Origin of the sequence: Candidatus Solincola tengchongensis (genome assembly GCF_015711935.1) — a bacterium.
In the GTDB taxonomy this organism is placed as follows: domain Bacteria; phylum Actinomycetota; class Geothermincolia; order Geothermincolales; family RBG-13-55-18; genus Solincola_A; species Solincola_A tengchongensis.
Genome location: NZ_JACVJJ010000056.1, coordinates 21,898 through 39,531 on the forward strand (window position 1 = coordinate 21,898; position 17,634 = coordinate 39,531).

At 65.2% G+C, this 17,634-nt stretch carries 14 protein-coding genes and 1 other RNA gene; all 15 read left to right on the top strand.

Going from position 1 to position 17,634, the window contains the following annotated elements:
* Positions 1–210: 210 nt before the first annotated feature.
* The 15 genes from H7007_RS04920 to H7007_RS04985 all read left to right on the top strand — a co-directional run bounded on the left by H7007_RS04920 (position 211) and on the right by H7007_RS04985 (position 17,585).
* On the top strand, positions 211–2,370 hold the full coding sequence (locus tag H7007_RS04920; protein WP_287153538.1) for a RelA/SpoT family protein: 2,160 nt from the start codon (positions 211–213) through the stop codon (positions 2,368–2,370).
* 99 nt (positions 2,371–2,469) lie between these two features.
* Positions 2,470–2,934, top strand: coding sequence for a D-aminoacyl-tRNA deacylase (gene dtd / locus H7007_RS04925; protein WP_287153540.1), 465 nt, complete (start codon positions 2,470–2,472; stop codon positions 2,932–2,934).
* Positions 2,935–3,347: 413 nt separating this feature from the next.
* On the top strand, positions 3,348–3,980 hold the full coding sequence (locus tag H7007_RS04930; RefSeq protein WP_287153541.1) for an MBL fold metallo-hydrolase: 633 nt from the start codon (positions 3,348–3,350) through the stop codon (positions 3,978–3,980).
* A 262-nt stretch (positions 3,981–4,242) separates the two neighbouring features.
* Positions 4,243–5,568, top strand: a complete 1,326-nt coding sequence (gene hisS, locus H7007_RS04935; protein WP_287153543.1) for a histidine--tRNA ligase — start codon at positions 4,243–4,245, stop codon at positions 5,566–5,568.
* 121 nt (positions 5,569–5,689) lie between these two features.
* The gene (gene aspS, locus H7007_RS04940; RefSeq protein WP_287153545.1) at positions 5,690–7,459 is read left to right on the top strand and encodes an aspartate--tRNA ligase; all 1,770 of its coding nucleotides are present in this window, start codon (positions 5,690–5,692) and stop codon (positions 7,457–7,459) included.
* A gap of 15 nt (positions 7,460–7,474) precedes the next feature.
* On the top strand, positions 7,475–8,389 hold the full coding sequence (gene ispH / locus H7007_RS04945) for a 4-hydroxy-3-methylbut-2-enyl diphosphate reductase (RefSeq protein WP_287153547.1): 915 nt from the start codon (positions 7,475–7,477) through the stop codon (positions 8,387–8,389).
* Positions 8,390–8,674: 285 nt separating this feature from the next.
* A non-coding RNA gene (gene ssrS, locus H7007_RS13795) (6S RNA) lies at positions 8,675–8,853 on the top strand.
* Positions 8,854–8,990: 137 nt separating this feature from the next.
* The gene (locus H7007_RS04950; RefSeq protein ID WP_287153549.1) at positions 8,991–10,355 is read left to right on the top strand and encodes a replication-associated recombination protein A; all 1,365 of its coding nucleotides are present in this window, start codon (positions 8,991–8,993) and stop codon (positions 10,353–10,355) included.
* 288 nt (positions 10,356–10,643) lie between these two features.
* Positions 10,644–11,030 (top strand): Fe-S cluster assembly scaffold protein NifU, encoded by a 387-nt coding sequence (gene nifU / locus H7007_RS04955; protein ID WP_287153551.1) that lies wholly within the window; start codon positions 10,644–10,646, stop codon positions 11,028–11,030.
* Positions 11,031–11,041: 11 nt separating this feature from the next.
* Positions 11,042–11,407 carry a DUF948 domain-containing protein gene (locus tag H7007_RS04960; protein WP_287153552.1) on the top strand — a complete coding sequence of 122 codons (366 nt, stop codon included), beginning with the start codon at positions 11,042–11,044 and terminating at the stop codon, positions 11,405–11,407.
* Between the two features lie 338 nt (positions 11,408–11,745).
* Positions 11,746–14,394, top strand: coding sequence for an alanine--tRNA ligase (alaS, locus tag H7007_RS04965; RefSeq protein WP_287153554.1), 2,649 nt, complete (start codon positions 11,746–11,748; stop codon positions 14,392–14,394).
* Positions 14,387–14,815, top strand: coding sequence for a Holliday junction resolvase RuvX (gene ruvX / locus H7007_RS04970; protein WP_287153556.1), 429 nt, complete (start codon positions 14,387–14,389; stop codon positions 14,813–14,815). Before alaS ends, ruvX begins: the two co-directional genes overlap by 8 nt.
* Positions 14,808–15,986, top strand: a complete 1,179-nt coding sequence (gene mltG, locus H7007_RS04975) for an endolytic transglycosylase MltG (RefSeq protein ID WP_287153558.1) — start codon at positions 14,808–14,810, stop codon at positions 15,984–15,986. Before ruvX ends, mltG begins: the two co-directional genes overlap by 8 nt.
* A gap of 210 nt (positions 15,987–16,196) precedes the next feature.
* The gene (locus H7007_RS04980; RefSeq protein WP_287153560.1) at positions 16,197–16,685 is read left to right on the top strand and encodes a hypothetical protein; all 489 of its coding nucleotides are present in this window, start codon (positions 16,197–16,199) and stop codon (positions 16,683–16,685) included.
* 3 nt (positions 16,686–16,688) lie between these two features.
* Complete coding sequence (locus H7007_RS04985) at positions 16,689–17,585, top strand: NADH-quinone oxidoreductase subunit B family protein (RefSeq protein ID WP_287153562.1); 897 nt, start codon at positions 16,689–16,691, stop codon at positions 17,583–17,585.
* The last annotated feature ends 49 nt before the right edge of the window (positions 17,586–17,634 follow it).

The window sequence follows — 17,634 nt, forward strand, 5'->3', positions numbered from 1 at the left end:
CCGTTTCCGAAGGACACCGGGGCCTCGTACGAGGCACGGCAACGGGCCGCTCCGGGATTTCGCTTTTCGAGCCGGCGTGCCATGCCTTCCCTCTGCCCTTCAGCTTGTGGCGCCATCGCCTTCCCTTAACCCTTCACAATGTGGCACTATCAAATCGAGGGCCGTTTCCACCGGGGAACGGCAGAGCGGAAAGGGAACGGGAGGAAGGGCTTGTCGCCGTCCATCGATTCGCTGGTCCACAAGGTGAGGTCCTACAACGGCAAGGGCGACACCCGGCTCATCCGGGAGGCCTACGAGTTCGCCCGCCATCATCATGCGCATCAGGTGAGGAAAAGCGGCGAGGAGTTCATACTCCATCCCCTCGGGGTAGCCCACATCCTGGCCGACCTGCAGATGGACGAGGTCACCCTGGCCGCCGCCCTCCTGCACGACGTGGTGGAGGACACGGAGATCACCCTGGACGACGTGCGGCAGAGGTTCGGGTCGGAGATCGCCGAGATCATAGACGGCGTGACCAAGTTGGACCGCCTCGCCTTCCGCAACCGCGAGGAGATGCAGGCGGAGAACTTCCGCAAGATGTTCGTGGCCATGGCGCGGGATATCCGTGTGGTGATCATCAAGCTGGCCGACCGCCTGGACAACATGCGGACCATCGGCCACCTCTCGGAGGAGAAGCAGAAGGAGAAGGCCCGCGAGACGCTGGAGATCTACGCGCCCCTGGCCCACCGCCTGGGCATCTCCCAACTCAAGTGGCAGCTGGAGGACCTGGCTTTCGCCACCCTCTATCCCCTGCGCTTCCAGGAGATCGTCCAGATGGTGGACCAGCGCCGGCCGGAGAGGGAGCGGTACATCGAGGAGGTCAAGAACGAGCTTCTGGCCCACCTCCACCAGTCGCACATCAAGGTGGAGATAGAGGGGCGGGTGAAGCATTACTACAGCATTTATACCAAGATGAAGGAGCGGGGCAAGCAGTTCGACGAGATATACGACCTCTTTGCCGTTCGCATCCTGGTGAACACCAAGGAGGAATGCTATACCGTCCTGGGGATGGTGCACTCTTTGTGGCAGCCGGTTCCGGGCCGCATCAAGGATTACATCGCCCAGCCCCGCTTCGGGATCTACCAGAGCTTGCACACCACGGTCATGGGGCCGAAGGGAAGGCCCCTGGAGATACAGATCCGCACGCACGACATGCACCGCACGGCGGAATACGGGATTGCCGCCCACTGGCGCTACAAGGAAGCCGGTCGCTCCCACGAGAGAGTGCGGGAGAGGCTGGCCTGGATAAAGCGCATCGTGGAGTGGCAGAGGGAGCTCTCCGATCCCAGGGAATTTCTGGAAAACCTGAAGATAGACCTCTTCCAGGACGAGGTCTTCGTCTTCACCCCCAAGGGGGACGTCATCGACCTCCCACGGGGCTCCACCCCAATCGATTTCGCCTACGCCATCCATACCGAGGTGGGCCATCGCTGTGTGGGGGCCAAGGTCAACGACCGCCTGGTGCCCCTGGAATACAACCTGCGCAACGGGGACATCGTGAGCATCATCACCTCCAACACCTCTCCGGGGCCCTCCAAGGACTGGCTGAACATCGTCAAAACGGCACGGGCCAGGACCAAGATCCGGCAGTGGTTCTCCAAGGAGCGGCGCCTGGAGGACACCCAGGAGGGGAAGGAGGCACTGGTGAAAGCTATGCGCAAGGCCCGCCTCCCGGTCCAGAAGGTCCTGGGTTCCCACCTGCTGGAGGAGATCGCCGCGCAGGAATACGGTTTCACCTCCGCCGAGGACCTCTATGCCAGCATCGGCGCCGGGAAGACCTCGGCCCAGCAGGTGGTGAACCACCTGCAGAACAGGCTGGGCTTGGGCGAGGAGGCGCCGCCACCGCCGCCCCGCCGACGCCGCAAGCCGCCGGCCTATACAAAGGGGGTGAGGGTGGAGGGTGTGGACAACGTCCTGGTGCGTATCGCCCACTGCTGTAACCCGGTGCCCTACGATCCCATCGTGGGATTCGTCACCCGGGGCCGTGGGGTCTCCGTGCACCGCGCCGATTGCCCCAACGCTTCCCATATGCTGGAAACCGGGTATCGCAGGATAGAGGTGAGCTGGGACACCAGGCAGCCCACGAGTTTCCAGGTGGAGATTCGAGTGGAGGCCATGGACCGCCCGAGGCTGCTGCGGGACATCACCACCGTCCTGGGGGAGTTCCACGTGAACATCATAACCGCCACCATGAACATAAACCGGGAGAACGTGGCCGTGAGCAGGTTCGTCTTCGAGCTGGCCAACATAAGCCATCTCGAGGACATACTGCGCAACATCCGGAAGGTGGACTCGGTGTTCAGCGCCTACCGTGTGATCCCCGGGGTCTGACGGATTTTCCGGGGCGCGATCCGCGGATGAAGGGCGTTCCGTTGAGCGGTGGAAACCTTGCCTGCGAGATCGGGAATGGAGGAGGGTGAAGATCCTGCGATGAGAGCGCTTATCCAGAGGGTTTCCCGCTGTTCCGTACGCGTGGACGGCCGGGAGGTCTCCTCCATTGGACCGGGGCTCCTGGTGCTCTTAGGCATCTCCGGCCGTGATTCTCGCGAGGACATCGATTACATCGTGCGCAAGACGGTGAACCTGCGTATTTTCGACGACCACCGGGGGAAACTCAACCTCTCCCTGGCCGAGAAAGGGGGCCAGTTGATGGTGGTCTCCCAGTTCACCCTCTACGGCGACGCGCGTAAGGGAAGGAGGCCGAGTTACGTGGAGGCCGCCCCGCCCGAGGTCGCCGAAAGGCTCTACGAGGAGGCTTGTGAGGCCTTCGCCATGGCCGGCTTCCCCCCGGCCAGGGGCGTATTCGGGGCCCATATGGAGGTGGAGCTGGTCAACGACGGGCCGGTGACCCTCCTCGTCGAGTCCCCGCGAAGGGACCAGTCCGTGGCCCTTTGACCTTGCCGGGATACCCGTAGCGCTTTCCGGCCCGTTGTTTATGGCCCAATGCTTATCTGTGAGAGCGCCTGGAATCGAGACCTGCAGGCCTGGACAGGGGATCCCGCCCAGGGATAAAAGGCCTCGTCGAGGCCTTACGCCCTTGGTGCTTAGAGAAGTACCAACCAGGGATCCTCACGGAGGGTCCAGGGATAAGGGATTCCCATCTCTCCATGGTCAGCTCCCGGCCAAGGGTTGAGATATTTGGGATAACATGGGATATCATGTATGGGCCGGGAAGCAGCCCCCTCCGGGTACGGGGGTGCGTGCCCGGGAACATCACGCGGGAGTGATGCGGGGAGCCCCTTTTACGGACACCCCCGTTGGGGGCCTCCCCGGGGGGATCCTGAGGAAGGCGGGAAAGCGGAGGATTCATGTACCTCAAGACCCTGACCATTGGGATGCTGGCCACCAACTGTTATATCCTGGCAGCCGACAGACGTTCCCCAGCCGCGGTCATAGACCCGGCGGGGGAGGTGAAGTCCATCGTCTCCCGCCTGCACGAGGACGAGCTGGAGTGCGTGGCCATCCTCTGCACCCACGGTCACGTGGACCACGTTGCGGGAGCCGGTCCCCTGAGCGATGCCGTGGGAGCTCCCGTATACATCCACGAGGAGGATGCCGGTGCTTTGGCCAGCCCCCGCACCAAACTGGTGGGGCTGGTGGGAGGGTTGATGGCGACTCGTCCGCGCCAGGTGCGCTATGTGAGGGACGGCGACGTCATAGATGTGGGCGATCTGGCCCTGAAGGTCCTGCACACCCCGGGCCATACCCGGGGCGGGGTGAGCTTTTACCTGCCGGGATACCTTTTCTGCGGAGACCTCATCTTCCAGGGATCCATCGGGCGCACGGACCTCAAGGGGGGCTCCTTGCAGGCCCTTCTGCGCTCGGTGAGGGATAAAGTGTGGGGACTTCCCGACGACACGCAAATCATGCCGGGGCATGGACCGTCCACCACTCTGGGGGAGGAGAAGGCCCACAACCCCTTCCTCATGGGGCTGGGCTGATCGGTACCGCGGAGCCCGGACGAAGAGAGGTCCGGGGAGCGGAGCCCGTTTGGGAAGGATTTCGAGCGGCGCTCCGGGAAGAGAGTGGTATGTGGCCTCCGGTTTTCCGGAGGGGGCGGGGGGATGAGGGCCGAGACTGAGAGAGCAGGGGCCCGACGGCGAAGAGGCCGCAGCGGTAGAGGTATGAGTACCGGCAGGAGCCACGGTTCGAGGGTCGTAGAGAGGAAGAGAGGCGACATGTCCGGAGAGGAAGAAGGGCGACATGTCCGGAGAAGAGGGAACGCGGGGAGATAGGAGCAGGGCGGGTTTTCAGGCCCCCAAGGGAACCCGGGACATCCTGCCGCCGGAGAGCGAGCGGTGGCGCCGGGTGCTGGAACTGGCCCACCGGCTCTTCCGTGCCTACGGGTACCGGGAGATCATCCTCCCGGTAATGGAGTACACGGAGGTCTTCGCCCGGGGCATCGGGGAGGGCACGGACATCGTGCGCAAGGAGATGTTTACCTTCCTGGACAAAGGGGGGCGGAGCCTTACCCTGCGCCCGGAGGCCACAGCCGGAGTGGCCAGGGCCTTCGCGCAGCATCGCATGGACAAGATGGGGCTTCCGGTGAAGCTTTATTACTGCGGACCCATGTTCCGTCATGAACGGCCTCAGGCGGGCCGATACCGGCAGTTCCATCAGGTGGGGGTGGAGCTCATCGGCTCCCCATACCCCAGCGCCGATGCCGAGGTCATCCTCCTGTGTCGCGAGTTCCTGGGTTCGCTGGGAATCGCCACGCGCCTGGCGGTGAACAGCGTGGGCGACGATTCCTGCCGCCCAGCCTATATAGAGGCTCTGCGCGCCTACCTCGAGGGAAGGGCCGACGAGCTGTGCCCCGATTGCCGACGCCGGATGAAGGAGAACACCCTCCGGGTGCTGGACTGCAAGGAGAGGTCCTGCGCCGCGGTCATCGCCGGGGCTCCCGGCCTGGGTGACTACCTGTGCGAGTCCTGCCGCGCGCATCACCGCGCCGTGGAAGACCTCCTCGGCGCCGCCGAGGTCGAGTTTGTGCGCGAGGAGAGGCTGGTGCGGGGCCTGGATTACTACACCCGCACGGTCTTCGAGTTCCAGGATCCGGAGCTGGGCGGGCAGAACGCCCTGGCCGCCGGAGGGAGGTACGACCACCTGGTGGAGGAGATGGGGGGCGGTCCCGTCCCGGCGGTGGGCTTCTCCATCGGCGTGGAGAGGGTGATGAACGCCGAACCTCGCCTGTCCGGGGATGGCAGGTGGGGGGTTTACCTGGTGGCCATAGGGGAGGAGGCGCGGAGGCGGGCCTTTCTCATGGCCTCGAGGGTCCGAGCCGAGGGGCTGCGCTGCGACCTGGACCACATGGAGAGAAGCCTGAGGGCGCAGATGAAGGAGGCCGACCGACAGGGCTATCGATACTGCCTGATCCTGGGAGAGGACGAGCTGCGCGGAGGCTTCCTCACCCTCAGGGACCTGGAAGGAGGGACGCAAGAGAGGTTGGTGGCCGCAGGGGAGGACTGGTTGCGCGAGTTGAGGGAGAGAGTGGGGCCGGAACGGCGGGGTGGCGATGCGTGCGACGCGTGAGGCGCGAAGGCTCAAGTGGGGGACGACGGTGCGCCGGCACGGATAACCCGTGGAGTGGGCGCCTCTTTCCCTCCCGGAGGAAAGGATCACCAACCTGCTACGAGGAAGGACTGGGAGGACGATGAAGGACGGAGGCTGGGAGAAAAGGACACATTACTGCGGCACGTTACGGACCTCCGACGTGGGGCGGGAGGTGGTCCTCAACGGCTGGGTGCAGACAAGGAGGGATCATGGGGGGGTCATCTTCCTTGACCTCCGGGACATAAGCGGGCTGGTGCAGGTGGTCTGCAACCCGGAGGTGAGCCCCGAGGCGCATGCCGCCGCCCGTCAGGTGCGCAGCGAATACGTCCTTTCCTGCAGGGGGGTGGTCCGCGCCCGACCCGAGGACTCGGTGAACCCCCGGTTGCCCACGGGAGAGGTGGAAGTCATGGCCGAGAAGGTGACGGTCATCAACTCCTCGCTCACCCCTCCTTTCGAGATCGAGCCGGGAAGCGGGGTGGAGGAGACCCTCCGCCTGCGTTACCGCTATCTGGACCTGCGCCGCCCCGACATGCAGGAGGCTCTGTTGCTCCGCAGCAGGGTGACCCAGGAGGTACGCAATTTCCTTATTTCCAGGAATTTCCTGGAGATCGAGACCCCCATACTCACCAAGAGCACGCCGGAGGGAGCACGGGATTTCGTGGTCCCCTCCCGCCTGCAGCCGGGTAAGTTCTATGCTCTTCCCCAATCCCCGCAGCTCTTCAAGCAGCTTCTCATGGTGGCCGGCTTCGACCGCTATTTCCAGATCGCGCGCTGTTTCCGGGACGAGGACCTGCGCGCCGACCGGCAGCCGGAGTTCACCCAGATAGACTTAGAGATGTCCTTCGTGGAACCGGAGGACGTGATGTCCCTCATGGACGAGATGTTCGCCCACCTCTTCCGCTCCGTGCTGGGGGTGGAACTTCCCGTCCCCTTCCCCAGGCTCACCTGGAGAGAGGCCATGGAGCGTTACGGGACCGACCGCCCTGACCGGAGGTGGGGCATGGAGATGCAGGACTACTCCCGCCTCTTCCGGGAAACGGATTTCAGGGTCTTCCGCTCCGCGCTCGAGAAGGGGGGAAGGGTGAGGGGATTCAAGGTGGCCGGGATGAGGTCCCCGGCCCGGCGCGAGCTGGACGGGCTGGTGGACGAGGCCCGGCGCCTGGGGGCCGGAGGCCTGGTGTGGATGGTGCGCGACGGGGAGGGGCTTAAATCCCCCGCCGCCAAGTTCCTGTCCCTGCCGGAGACGGAGGGCGTGGTGCGCGCCGCGGGACTCGAGGAGGGCGAGGTGCTGCTCCTGGCCGCCGGCGGGGAGGAGCTCAACGCCGTCCTCTCCGGCCTGCGCTCCTACTGCGCGCAACGCTACGCTCCCCGGCCCGACGAGAGGTTCTCCTTCACCTGGGTGACCGATTTCCCTCTCTTCGAGTGGGACGAGGAGGAGAGGCGTTACAAGAGCAACCACCATCCCTTCACCGCTCCCTCCGCCGGGTGCCTGGAATACCTGGAGGAAAGGCCCCTGGAGGCGACCTCGGATTCCTACGACCTGGTGCTCAACGGGGTGGAGCTGGGCGGTGGGAGCATCCGCATACACGACCCGGAGCTGCAGAGAAGGGTCTTCGGCATACTGGGGCTCTCGGAGGAAGAGGCGGCGGAGAAGTTCGGCTTCCTCTTGGAGGCCTTCCGCTACGGCCCCCCTCCCCACGGGGGGATCGCCTTCGGCCTGGACCGGCTGGTGATGATCATGGCCGGCAGGGAATCCATACGGGAGGTCATCGCCTTCCCCAAGACCCAGTCCGGTTCCGACCCCCTCACCGGGGCCCCGGACGTCGTCTATCCCGAGCAGTTAAGGGAGCTGCGGCTGCGTCCGATTTGAGAAGCGCGTGGTGCGTTGGACTGCGTCGAAGAGGGAGGGGACATGGAGATAACCATGGCCAGGTACGCGGGTTTCTGCCCCGGGGTGAGAAGGGCCATCCGCATGGCGGAGGAGGTCCTGCGGGATCCCGGGAAACCGGCCTTTTCCGTTGGACCCATTATCCACAACCCCCAGGTGGTGGAAGAGCTGGAGAGAAAAGGCCTGCGAGTCCTTCCCGAGGACCCGGCGGAGTGGGAGGAGGCCGGTTTGGCCGGTTCGCGGGTCATCATCAGGTCCCACGGCATACCCCCCCTCCTGACGCGAAGGCTGATGGACCTGGGCGCCGAGCCTGTGGACGCCACCTGCCCCACGGTGAAGAAAGCCCAGAAGGCGGCCATGCGCCTGGTTGGCGAGGGGTACCACCTCTTCATCGTCGGGAACCGCGAACATCCGGAGGTGGAGGCCATCCTGGGGCACGTGAACCGGGATGCCGTGGTGATCAAGGAGATACGGGAACTCAAGGAATGGTGGGAGGGGCAGACCCGCATGGTGAGGAAGGTGGGGCTCATCGCCCAGACCACCGTGGACCTGCTCACCTTCCGGAGCCTGGTGGAGGGCCTGATAACCGAGGTCCCGGAGATGATCCGGGAGGTGAGTGAGATGAAGCTCATAAACACGCTGTGCCGCAACACCCTGGCCCGCCAGGCGGAGGCCCTCCAGTTGGCGCTGGCCCATGACCTGGTGGTGGTGGTGGGGGGGAGGAACAGCTCCAACACCGAGTTCCTGCGCAAGATATGCGAGACGGCCGGCGCCCGCGCCGTGAAGGTGGAGACAGCGGAAGAACTGGACCTATCCGAGTTCAAGGAGGTTTCCCGGGTGGCGGTGGTGGGGGGAGCCTCCACTCCCCGGAAGAGGCTGGAAGAGGTCCGGTGCCTTCTGGCCGGGCTTTAGGGGTGCGGTGTCGACCCCGCGCGCCTCGCTTCACAATAGCCGGGACCCTTTTCCTTCCAGGAGCCCTGTCTCGGTCCGGACGGCCGACCTCCTGCCGAAAGCCGAAGGTATTGCCGGGGAGGGCGTAAAGGGAAGAAAACGCGGACCGTGATGCCCTATCCTTTCAGCGGGCTATTTTGAGGTTGGAAAAGATGAGAGTCCACCCCGTCATCCCGGTCAAACAGGGAAGGGGAGGCCAAACCTTCTCCAGGATCTTGTGCTAAAATGAAAGCAGCGGTTGTCGGGCTCGACCTTGTGCGTTGTGCGCCGTGGATTATCGTTGAGCCAACACTTCGATAAAGGGAACCGCTTTCCGCCGGCGGACGTAATGCCCCCAACCCGGGTGGGGGACTACGGAGGCCCGCGGTAGGTGCCCACCTGCGTGGGTGCAGGTTCAAGATAGCGGCGCGGACGGCAGGGTGGAGTCCGATTCTTTTCCTCCCCCCGGCGAAAGGGACGGGTTCGAACAGCGAGAAATCCTCTCTGAGGCGGGAGGGGTGCGTTTTTTGCATCCACTGGCAGTTGAAACGATAATCGAGGTGGACCCCATTTTTGGCGGGAGATGGACATGGACCTCTTCGAGGCGGCGAGGGAGAAACTAAGGGAGACCGAGGCTCCGCTGGCCCTCCGCATGCGGCCGCGTACCCTGGAGGAGTTCGTGGGCCAGGAGGAGGTGGTGGGGGAAGGGACCTATCTTCGACGCGCCCTGGAGGAGGACCAGCTGCAGACGGCCATCTTCTGGGGCCCGCCTGGTTCCGGGAAGACCACCCTGGCGGCGATCATCGCCCGCATGACCCGGGCCTATTTCCAGCAGATATCGGCGGTGGAGAGCGGGGTGGCCGAGGTGCGCAGGCTCATCCGGGAGGCCGAGGATCGGAGGGCCATGCACGGGCAGCGGACCATCATATTCATCGACGAGATCCACCGCTTCAACAAAGCCCAGCAGGACGCCCTGCTCCCAGCCGTGGAGGACGGCACCATCATCCTCATCGGGGCCACCACGGAGAACCCCTATTTCGAGGTCAACTCGGCGCTTGTCTCCAGGAGCAAGGTCTTTCGCCTGCGGCCTCTCAACGAGGGCGAGATAAGGAAAATCCTGGAAAGAGCTCTGCAGGATAAGGAGAGGGGGCTCGGCGCCCTGGACCTGGTGGTGGAGGAGGAAGCCCTCAGGCATATACTGCGCATCTCCGGTGGAGACGCCAGGGTGGCCCTGAACACCCTGGAGGCGGCGGCCCTGCTCTCCCGGGAGAGGGAGGGCCGGAGGCACGTGGACCTGCGGGCGGCGGAGGAGGCGGCGCAGCGCAAGGCCCTTCTGTACGACAAGTGGGGTGATGCCCACTACGACACCATCTCCGCCTTCATCAAGTCCATGCGCGGTTCCGATCCCCATGCCGCCGTCTACTGGCTGGCCCGCATGCTCCAGGCGGGAGAGGACCCGCGCTTCATAGCCCGGCGTATGGTCATCTTCGCCTCTGAGGACGTGGGCCTGGCGGACAGCGAGGCCCTGCAGGTAGCCGTCGCCGCCGCCCAGGCGGTGGAGTTCGTGGGCCTGCCGGAATGCCGCCTCAACCTGGCCCATGCCGCCCTCTACCTGGCCCTGGCCCCCAAGAGCAACTCGGCGCTGAGGGCCATATCCGCCGCCGACCGTGAGATCGGCGAGGGCATGACCCCGCCGGTGCCTCCGCACCTCCGGGATTCCCACTACCCCGCAGCCTCCGCTTTGGGGCACGGAAAGGGTTACCTCTACCCCCACGACTTCCCCGGTGGTTACGTGGAGCAGCCTTATCTGCCGGAGGGAATGGAGGACAGGAAGTATTATCTGCCCGGGACTCACGGGGATGAGGCCCGCCTGGTGGAGGGGTGGAGAAGGAGGAGGGAAGGAGGTCAACGGAGGAGCGGGGATGCGCCTGCTTCCCCGGGCGACTGAGGTCACCCGCGGTCGTGAAAGGAGTTCCGTACATCGGGAGCGGGAGGGTCCGGCGGGATGGCCGCCGGAGGTCGCGCGGATGCACGGAGCGAGAGGAGCGCCCGCTGCCGGCGGAGACCGCGCCTCGCCTCGAGGAACGGGCGGCGGGATGGAATGGCTTTCGACAGCCACTTTACGGGCGCGAAAAAGCGGGATAGACGGGGAAAGGGCAGCTCCTCCGTCTCGTTGACACCTCGAAGGAGCGGGTGCTATCCTCGAAAAGCCCGGATACCGAGCAGGAGCGCGGATATGTACAGCGAGAAGGTCATCGAGCACTTCCAGAACCCCCGCAACGTGGGCTCCATACCCGATTATGACGGGATGGGAAAAGTTGGAAGCGAGGTTTGCGGGGACATGATGGAGGTATACATCAAGGTGGAGGACGGCCGCCTGGTGGACGTCAAGTACAAGACCTTCGGATGCGGGGCGGCGGTTGCCTCCGGGAGCATGGGCACGGAGATGGTCAAGGGGAAGACCATCGAGGAGGCCCTGCGCATAACCGACGAACAGGTGGCGGAGGCCCTGGGAGGCCTTCCGCCGGAGAAGATGCACTGCTCCAACCTGGCCGCGGACGGCATAAAGGCCGCCATCCGTGATTACCTTTCCCGCCGGGAAGCCCGGGGCGGTGAGGTCTGAGGAGGTTTTCCTTGGGTGGGTTGGCCGCCCTCATATGTGCCGCGTCCTTCGCTCTCTTCATGCTCTCCCTGGCCGCGGTGGCCTGGAAGCTCTACCACACCATGGCGGTGACCAATCGTATTCTGGACGATATCCGGCGGGAGACCCTGCCTCTCCTGGGCAAACTGCAGACGACCATGGACCACGTCAACCGAGAGATGGAATACGTGGACGGAGTCCTGGAGGCGGTGGGAGGCCTGGCCTCGAGGCTGGACTCCATGACCGCTGCCCTCCAGCAGCTGGTGACCTCACCCCTGGTCCGGTTCTTGAGCCTGGGGATCGGCGCCCGCAGGGCCCTGGGCGAGCGCGCCCGGCGGGAGGACGAGGGGAAGGATTAAGGGGAGGCGGGAGGAAAAACCTCGGGCATCGGATCCGGAAAGCTACCGGGGTCCGCGGTTCCGACCGTTCCTTTCCCCGCCCCCGGAGACGGGTCCGGGGGGTGAAGCGATTATCTTCGACGCCTGTTCCCGGGCAAGGAACCGTAGGGACGGATACCGCCGGGCTTCAGGGCTTTTCCTCTATCGGATAAAATAAGCCATCATGATGCGGACCCGGCTTCGGGTGGGCGCCGGCACCCGGAGGGGAACGGGGAGACGGCCCATCATCCCGTGGCGGCCCGCCCGGCAGGCGTTGTTCATCGAGCGGACGTGTCAGGCGAGACGAGAGGGAGGAGAACTTGAAGAGCGGGGAAATAAGGAAGAGGTTCCTGGAATATTTCCGGGAGAGGGGCCACCGGGTGGTGAAGAGCTCGTCCCTCATCCCCGACGATCCTACCCTCCTGCTCACCAACGCGGGCATGGTGCAGTTCAAGCCCTATTTCCTGGGTCTGGAGAGACCGGAGTTCACCCGGGCCACCACCTGTCAGAAGTGCGTCCGCACCACGGATATCGAGAAGGTGGGGCACACCGCCCGCCACCTCACTTTTTTCGAGATGCTCGGCAACTTCAGCTTCGGGGATTACTACAAGCGCGAGGCCATACCCTGGGCCTGGGAATTCCTGGTAGGGGAGATGGGACTCGACCCCGGACGGATGTACTGCTCCGTCTTCCGCGACGACGACGAGGCCTACGAGATATGGCGGGATGTGGTGGGGATCCCCGAGGAGCGCCTGGTACGCCTAGGTGAGGAGGACAACTTCTGGGACATGGGCACCACGGGGCCCTGCGGCCCGTGCTCGGAGATCATCTACGACCAGGGCGAAGGGTTCGGGTGCGGGAGGCCGGACTGCGGTGTGGGATGCGACTGCGACCGCTACCTCGAGCTGTGGAACCTGGTCTTCATGCAGTTCGAGAGGGACGAAAAAGGGGAGCTTCACCCCCTTCCATCCAAGAACATCGACACCGGGCTTGGCCTGGAGAGGCTGGCGTCCGTCCTCCAGGGGGTGCCCAACAACTTCGAGACCGACACCCTGGCCGCCGTGCTCCAGGCGGTGTCCGCCCTTTCCGGCGTGAGGTACGGTGCGGCGGAGGAGAGCGACGTATCCCTGAAGATCGTGGCCGACCACTCGCGGGCCTTCACCTTCATGGTGGGAGACGGCGTGCTCCCCTCCAACGAGGATCGGGGATACATACTGCGCCGGCTCATACGGCGGGCCGTGCGCCACGGCAGGCTCCTGGGAATCGGCCGCCTCTTCCTGCCTGACCTGGTGGACGTGGTGGTGGAGACCATGGGGGAGGCCTATCCGGAGCTGGTCAAGAACCGCGCCTTCATCGCCTCCATCGTGCGCAGCGAGGAGGAGAGGTTCACCCAGACCCTGCGCAGCGGGCTGGCCTATTTCCGGCAGGCGGTGGAGGAGCTGCGGGAGAGAGGCGGAGACACCATCCCCGGAGAGGTGGCCTTCCACCTGCACGACACCCTGGGCTTTCCTCTGGAGCTCACCCGGGAGCTGTCCAGAGAGGAGGGGCTGTCCCTTGACGAGGAGGGTTTCGCCGCCCTTATGGAGGAACAGCGCGAGAGGGCCCGGGCGGCCAGGGTGGAGGAGGGATACGCAGACCAGGTCCAGGAGATCTACGGCGAGGTTCTGGACAACTACGGGGAGACCCTGTTCACCGGTTACGAGACCATGTCCGACCGGGCCCGCCTGGTGGCGGTGGTCAAGGAGGGCCGCGCCGTTGCCGGTGCCGTGGAGGGGGAGGAGGTGGAGTTCTTCCTGGACCGCACCCCCTTCTACGGCGAGAAGGGTGGCCAGGTGGGAGACCGGGGCGTCATCCGCTCCGAGTCCGGGGAGGCGGAGGTGGTGGACACCTACCACCCGGCCCAGGGACTGACCTCCCACCGGGTGAGGATAAGACGTGGTTCCTTCTCCGTGGATCAGGCGGTGGAGGCGGAGGTGGACAGGGAGAGGCGGCTGGCCATCCGTCGCAACCATACCGCCACCCACATCCTCCACTACGCGCTGCGTGAGGTCCTGGGGGAGCACGCCAAACAGGCCGGTTCCCTGGTCGAACCCCACCGGCTGCGTTTCGACTTCACTCACTACGCTCCGCTAACCCGCGAGGAGCTGTTGAGGGTTGAGGAGATGGCCAACCGCATCATCATCGAGGACTACCCGGTTCGCGCCTACGTGACCACTTACGACTATGCGGTGAGCATCGATGCCGTGGCCCTCTTCGGGGAGAAATACGGTGATTACGTGCGGGTGGTGGAGGTGGATGAGATCAGCCGGGAGCTGTGCGGGGGCACCCATGTGGCCAGGACGGGAGAGATCGGCTTCCTGGTGGTGGTGAGCGAGGGAGGCATCGGGGCCAATATGCGGCGCATCGAGGCGCTCACCGGAACCGCCGCCTACCGATTCTTCCGGCACAGGCAGGACATCCTGGAGGGGATGGCCTCTTCCCTTCGTGTTGAGGTGGAGAGGCTTCCGGAGAGGGTGGAACGGCTGCGGGAGCGGTTGCGGGAGTTGGAGAACGAGCTCCGGAGGAGGGAGAGGGAGGAGGTCTCCTCCCTGGCGGAGGGAAGCGGCGCCTGGCGCGAGGAGGAGGTCGACGGCAGGCGATACCTCTGGGCGGAGGTCCCCGGGCTGGATGCCCAGGGCCTCAGGGAGCTGGCGGAACGAACCCTGTCCCGCCGCGGCGCGGCGGCGGTGGCCATAGCCTCGGTGAAGGAGGACAAGGTGGGGCTGGTGGTGAACCTCTCCAGGGACCTGGTGGAGGCGGGCTTGAACGCCGTGGACCTGGTGAGGAGGGGCGCTTCCCTGCTGGGAGGCGGAGGAGGGGGGCGCCCGGACATGGCCGTAGGGGGAGGTTCCAGGGCGGACAGGGCGGAGGAGGCCCTGCGTGCGGTGGGCGAGGAGATAAGGCGGAAGCTGGAAGGGACCCATGCGTAGCCTGGGGCTGGATATAGGTAGGCGTCGCATAGGGGTGGCCCTTTCCGACCCGCTGGGAATATATGCCTTTCCTCTCGAGACCCTTCCCGGGATGTCCCCTGAGGAGATATGCGCCTATGTCGAGGAGAGGGCCCGGGAAGGGGTGGGCACGGTGGTCCTCGGGTACCCCCGCACCCTCCGCGGCCACGAAGGAAGCGAGGCGCGGATGGTGCGGGACTACGCCCAGGCGCTCGCCTCATTGGAGGGGGTGCGGGTGGTCGTCTGGGACGAGAGGCTTTCCACCGTGGAGGCGGAGAGAAGGCTGCGGGAGGCGGGGCGCCTGAAAAGAGGAAAGAAGGTTGACGCCCAAGCGGCGGCAGTCATCCTGCAGTCCTATCTGGATGCCGTAAGAGGGAAGGGAGAGGCGGAGACGAATGGATGATCAACAGGAGAGGCCCGCGGGCGGTGCCCTTGAGGAGGACGGGATCCTCTCCTCGGATAAACCCCTGCCGGCAGGCGGAGAGGAGGCGCGGCCACCTTCGGCAAGGCGCCGGGCGGCGGAGGGCGAAGCCGGTCTTCCGGCGGTAAGGTCGCGGGCGCGCGCCCTGCGAGAGGCACGGCGCCGCCGGAAATACGCGGTCGTTGCTGCGCTGGCGTTCCTGTTCCTGGTGGCCGGCATACTCCTCTACCGGCATTACTTCTGTCCCACCCGGAAGGATATGCCGGTACGCGTGGTCATAGAGGAGGGCGAGAGCGCTTCCTCCATCGGGAGGAAGCTGCATGAGAAAGGCGTGGTCACCTCGGCCACCCTCTTCCGGTTGTTGGCCTGGGCTCAGGGGAGGCAGGGCCGGTTCCGGGCCGGGCATTACCTGTTCTACCCCGGGATGCGCTACGGAGAGGTGTTCTCCCTGCTCGAGGCGGGCCCCAACAACCAGGTCAGGCTGACCATACCCGAAGGGCTCACCGTGGCGCAGACGGCCGAGGTGGCGGCGCGGGCGACGGGCATGGATCCCGGGGAGTTCCTGGAGGCCGCCGCGGCGGGCGATTATGAGGTGCCCATCCTGCCCGAGGAGCAGAGGAACAATCTGGAAGGCCTTCTCTTTCCCAAGACCTACGACCTTTCCGCGGACATCACCGCCAGGGAACTGGTCGAGGTCCTGCTCCGGCAGTTCCAGGTGGAAACGGCGGGGCTGGACTGGTCACGGGCCGAGGAGCTGGGCGTGAGCCCCTATCAGGTGATCATCATCGCCTCTCTCATCGAAAGGGAGGCGGCGCTGGATTCGGAGAGGCCGCTTGTGGCGTCGGTGATCTACAACCGCCTGCGCCTGGGGATGCCGCTGCAGATCGACGCCAGCGTGCAGTACGCGCTTCCGGAGTGGAAGGCGGTGCTCACCTACGAGGACCTCAAGACTCCCTCACCCTACAACACCTATCTCCACAAGGGCCTGCCGCCGGCACCCATCTGCAGCCCGGGCCTGGCAAGCATCAGGGCGGCACTGGAGCCGGCGGACACGGATTACCTCTACTATGTGGCCACGGGGAACGGTGGGCATTTCTTCACCTCCGATTACCAGGAGTTCCTGAGGGTCAAGGAAGAGGTGCAGCGGAGGTAGGCCGCCCGCAGAGCTCCCCGCGAGAGGGTATCCTATGGCAATTTCCGCCAGGCGTGCGGTGGCGCACCGGGAGCCTTTCATGTTTAATAATTGAAGAAAGGCAAGGAAACGGCGGGAAGGTTGAGGCGGAAAACGGAACAGGGGCCTGCGAGGGAGCCGGCCGCCTCGGTGGCCGGAGTTTAAGGGGACGGGTAACGGGGACGGTTGGGCATGGAAGAGGAACTGGAGGCCTTGACCGGAAGATGGAGGGCCCTGAGCGAGATCCTCGCCGTCCTGGATCAGGCAGGAGGGGAGGTGACCGGGAGGTCCACGGCCCAGCTCATGTATTTCGCCGGAAAAGACCTGGGCAGGAAGGAATCCTCGGCCCATGACCGCACGGAGGATCTGGAGCGCGCCCTCAAGTGGGTCTTCCCCGGCCGAGAGGATGTCTGGAAGGTCTCTCTCTGGAAAAACCAGGAAGATGAGGACTACTGGGTCTTCGAGGCGGAGGAGATGCTGGTGAGGCTCCTCTTCGAGGAATGCCCGCTGCGCCGTTCCTGTCTGGCCGCTGGTGTTCCCCTCGGCGGCGTGACCTGCCAGGCGGTGCACGGTTACGCCGCCGGGATGCTGCAGGAGATATTCGGCCGCCGGGTGGACCTCCTGACCGAGCACGCCGGGCCTGGCGCCTGCCTGGTGGTGCTCAGGACGACCCTGGAGTGAGAGATGGAAATCGCCCTGCTTTCGCTGAGCTCCTGCCTGGGATGCCAGATGGTCTTCCTCAGCCTCGAGGAGTATCTCTACGAGCTCATCGGCGAGAACAAGGTGGTCTACGCCCCCTTCCTCATGGACCGGCGAGAGTGGGACCACGCCGACCTGGCACTGGTGGAGGGCACAGTCAGGAACACGGAGCATTTTCTCCGGGCCAGGGAGGTGAGGGAGAAGGCGGACCGCGTCGTGGCCCTCGGGACCTGCGCAAGTTTCGGGGGGGTGCAGGGACTGGCGGATCTTTACCCGGAATCCCGGCTCCTCAGGTCGCGTTTCGGCGACACGGCCTTCGAGGGAGGGCCCCAGGGCGTCAAGAGGCTCCTCCCGCTGGATTCCTTCATCCGGGTGGACGCCTATCTTCCCGGGTGTCCCCCGCCCGTCGCTCTGATGGAGAGGTTTCTCCGGGCGGCGGTGGCCGGAGACCGGCTCTCCAGGGAAGGCTCCACGGTATGCGCGGAATGTGGGGTGACCTCACCGCCCCTCCCTCAACCCGGTCCGCGGCGCCTTACCGACGGCGCGGGCGAGCCCGGGAAATGCCTTCTGGAGTCCGGGTTTGTGTGCCTCGGGCCCCTCACCCGGGACGGTTGTGGGGCGCTCTGCCCCACGGAGATGGGCGTGCCCTGCCGGGGGTGCCGGGGGCCCGCCGGAAGGGTTCTGGAGCGGGCGGGCGTGGACATGGAAGCAGAGACGGTGAGAAGGCTGTCCAGAGCCACGGGGAAGAAGGAGGGGGAGATCAGGGCCGAGGTTGCCGACCCTCCCCGTACCTATTACCTCTTCTGCCTCGCGGAACCGCTGTTGCGAAGACGCCGCTCGGGAGGCACTTCACCTTACATACATCGTTTGGGGGAGCAATGATGATGGGGGGCGGGACGGACCCGGCCGGGTTGAAGAATCGCGGGTGAGG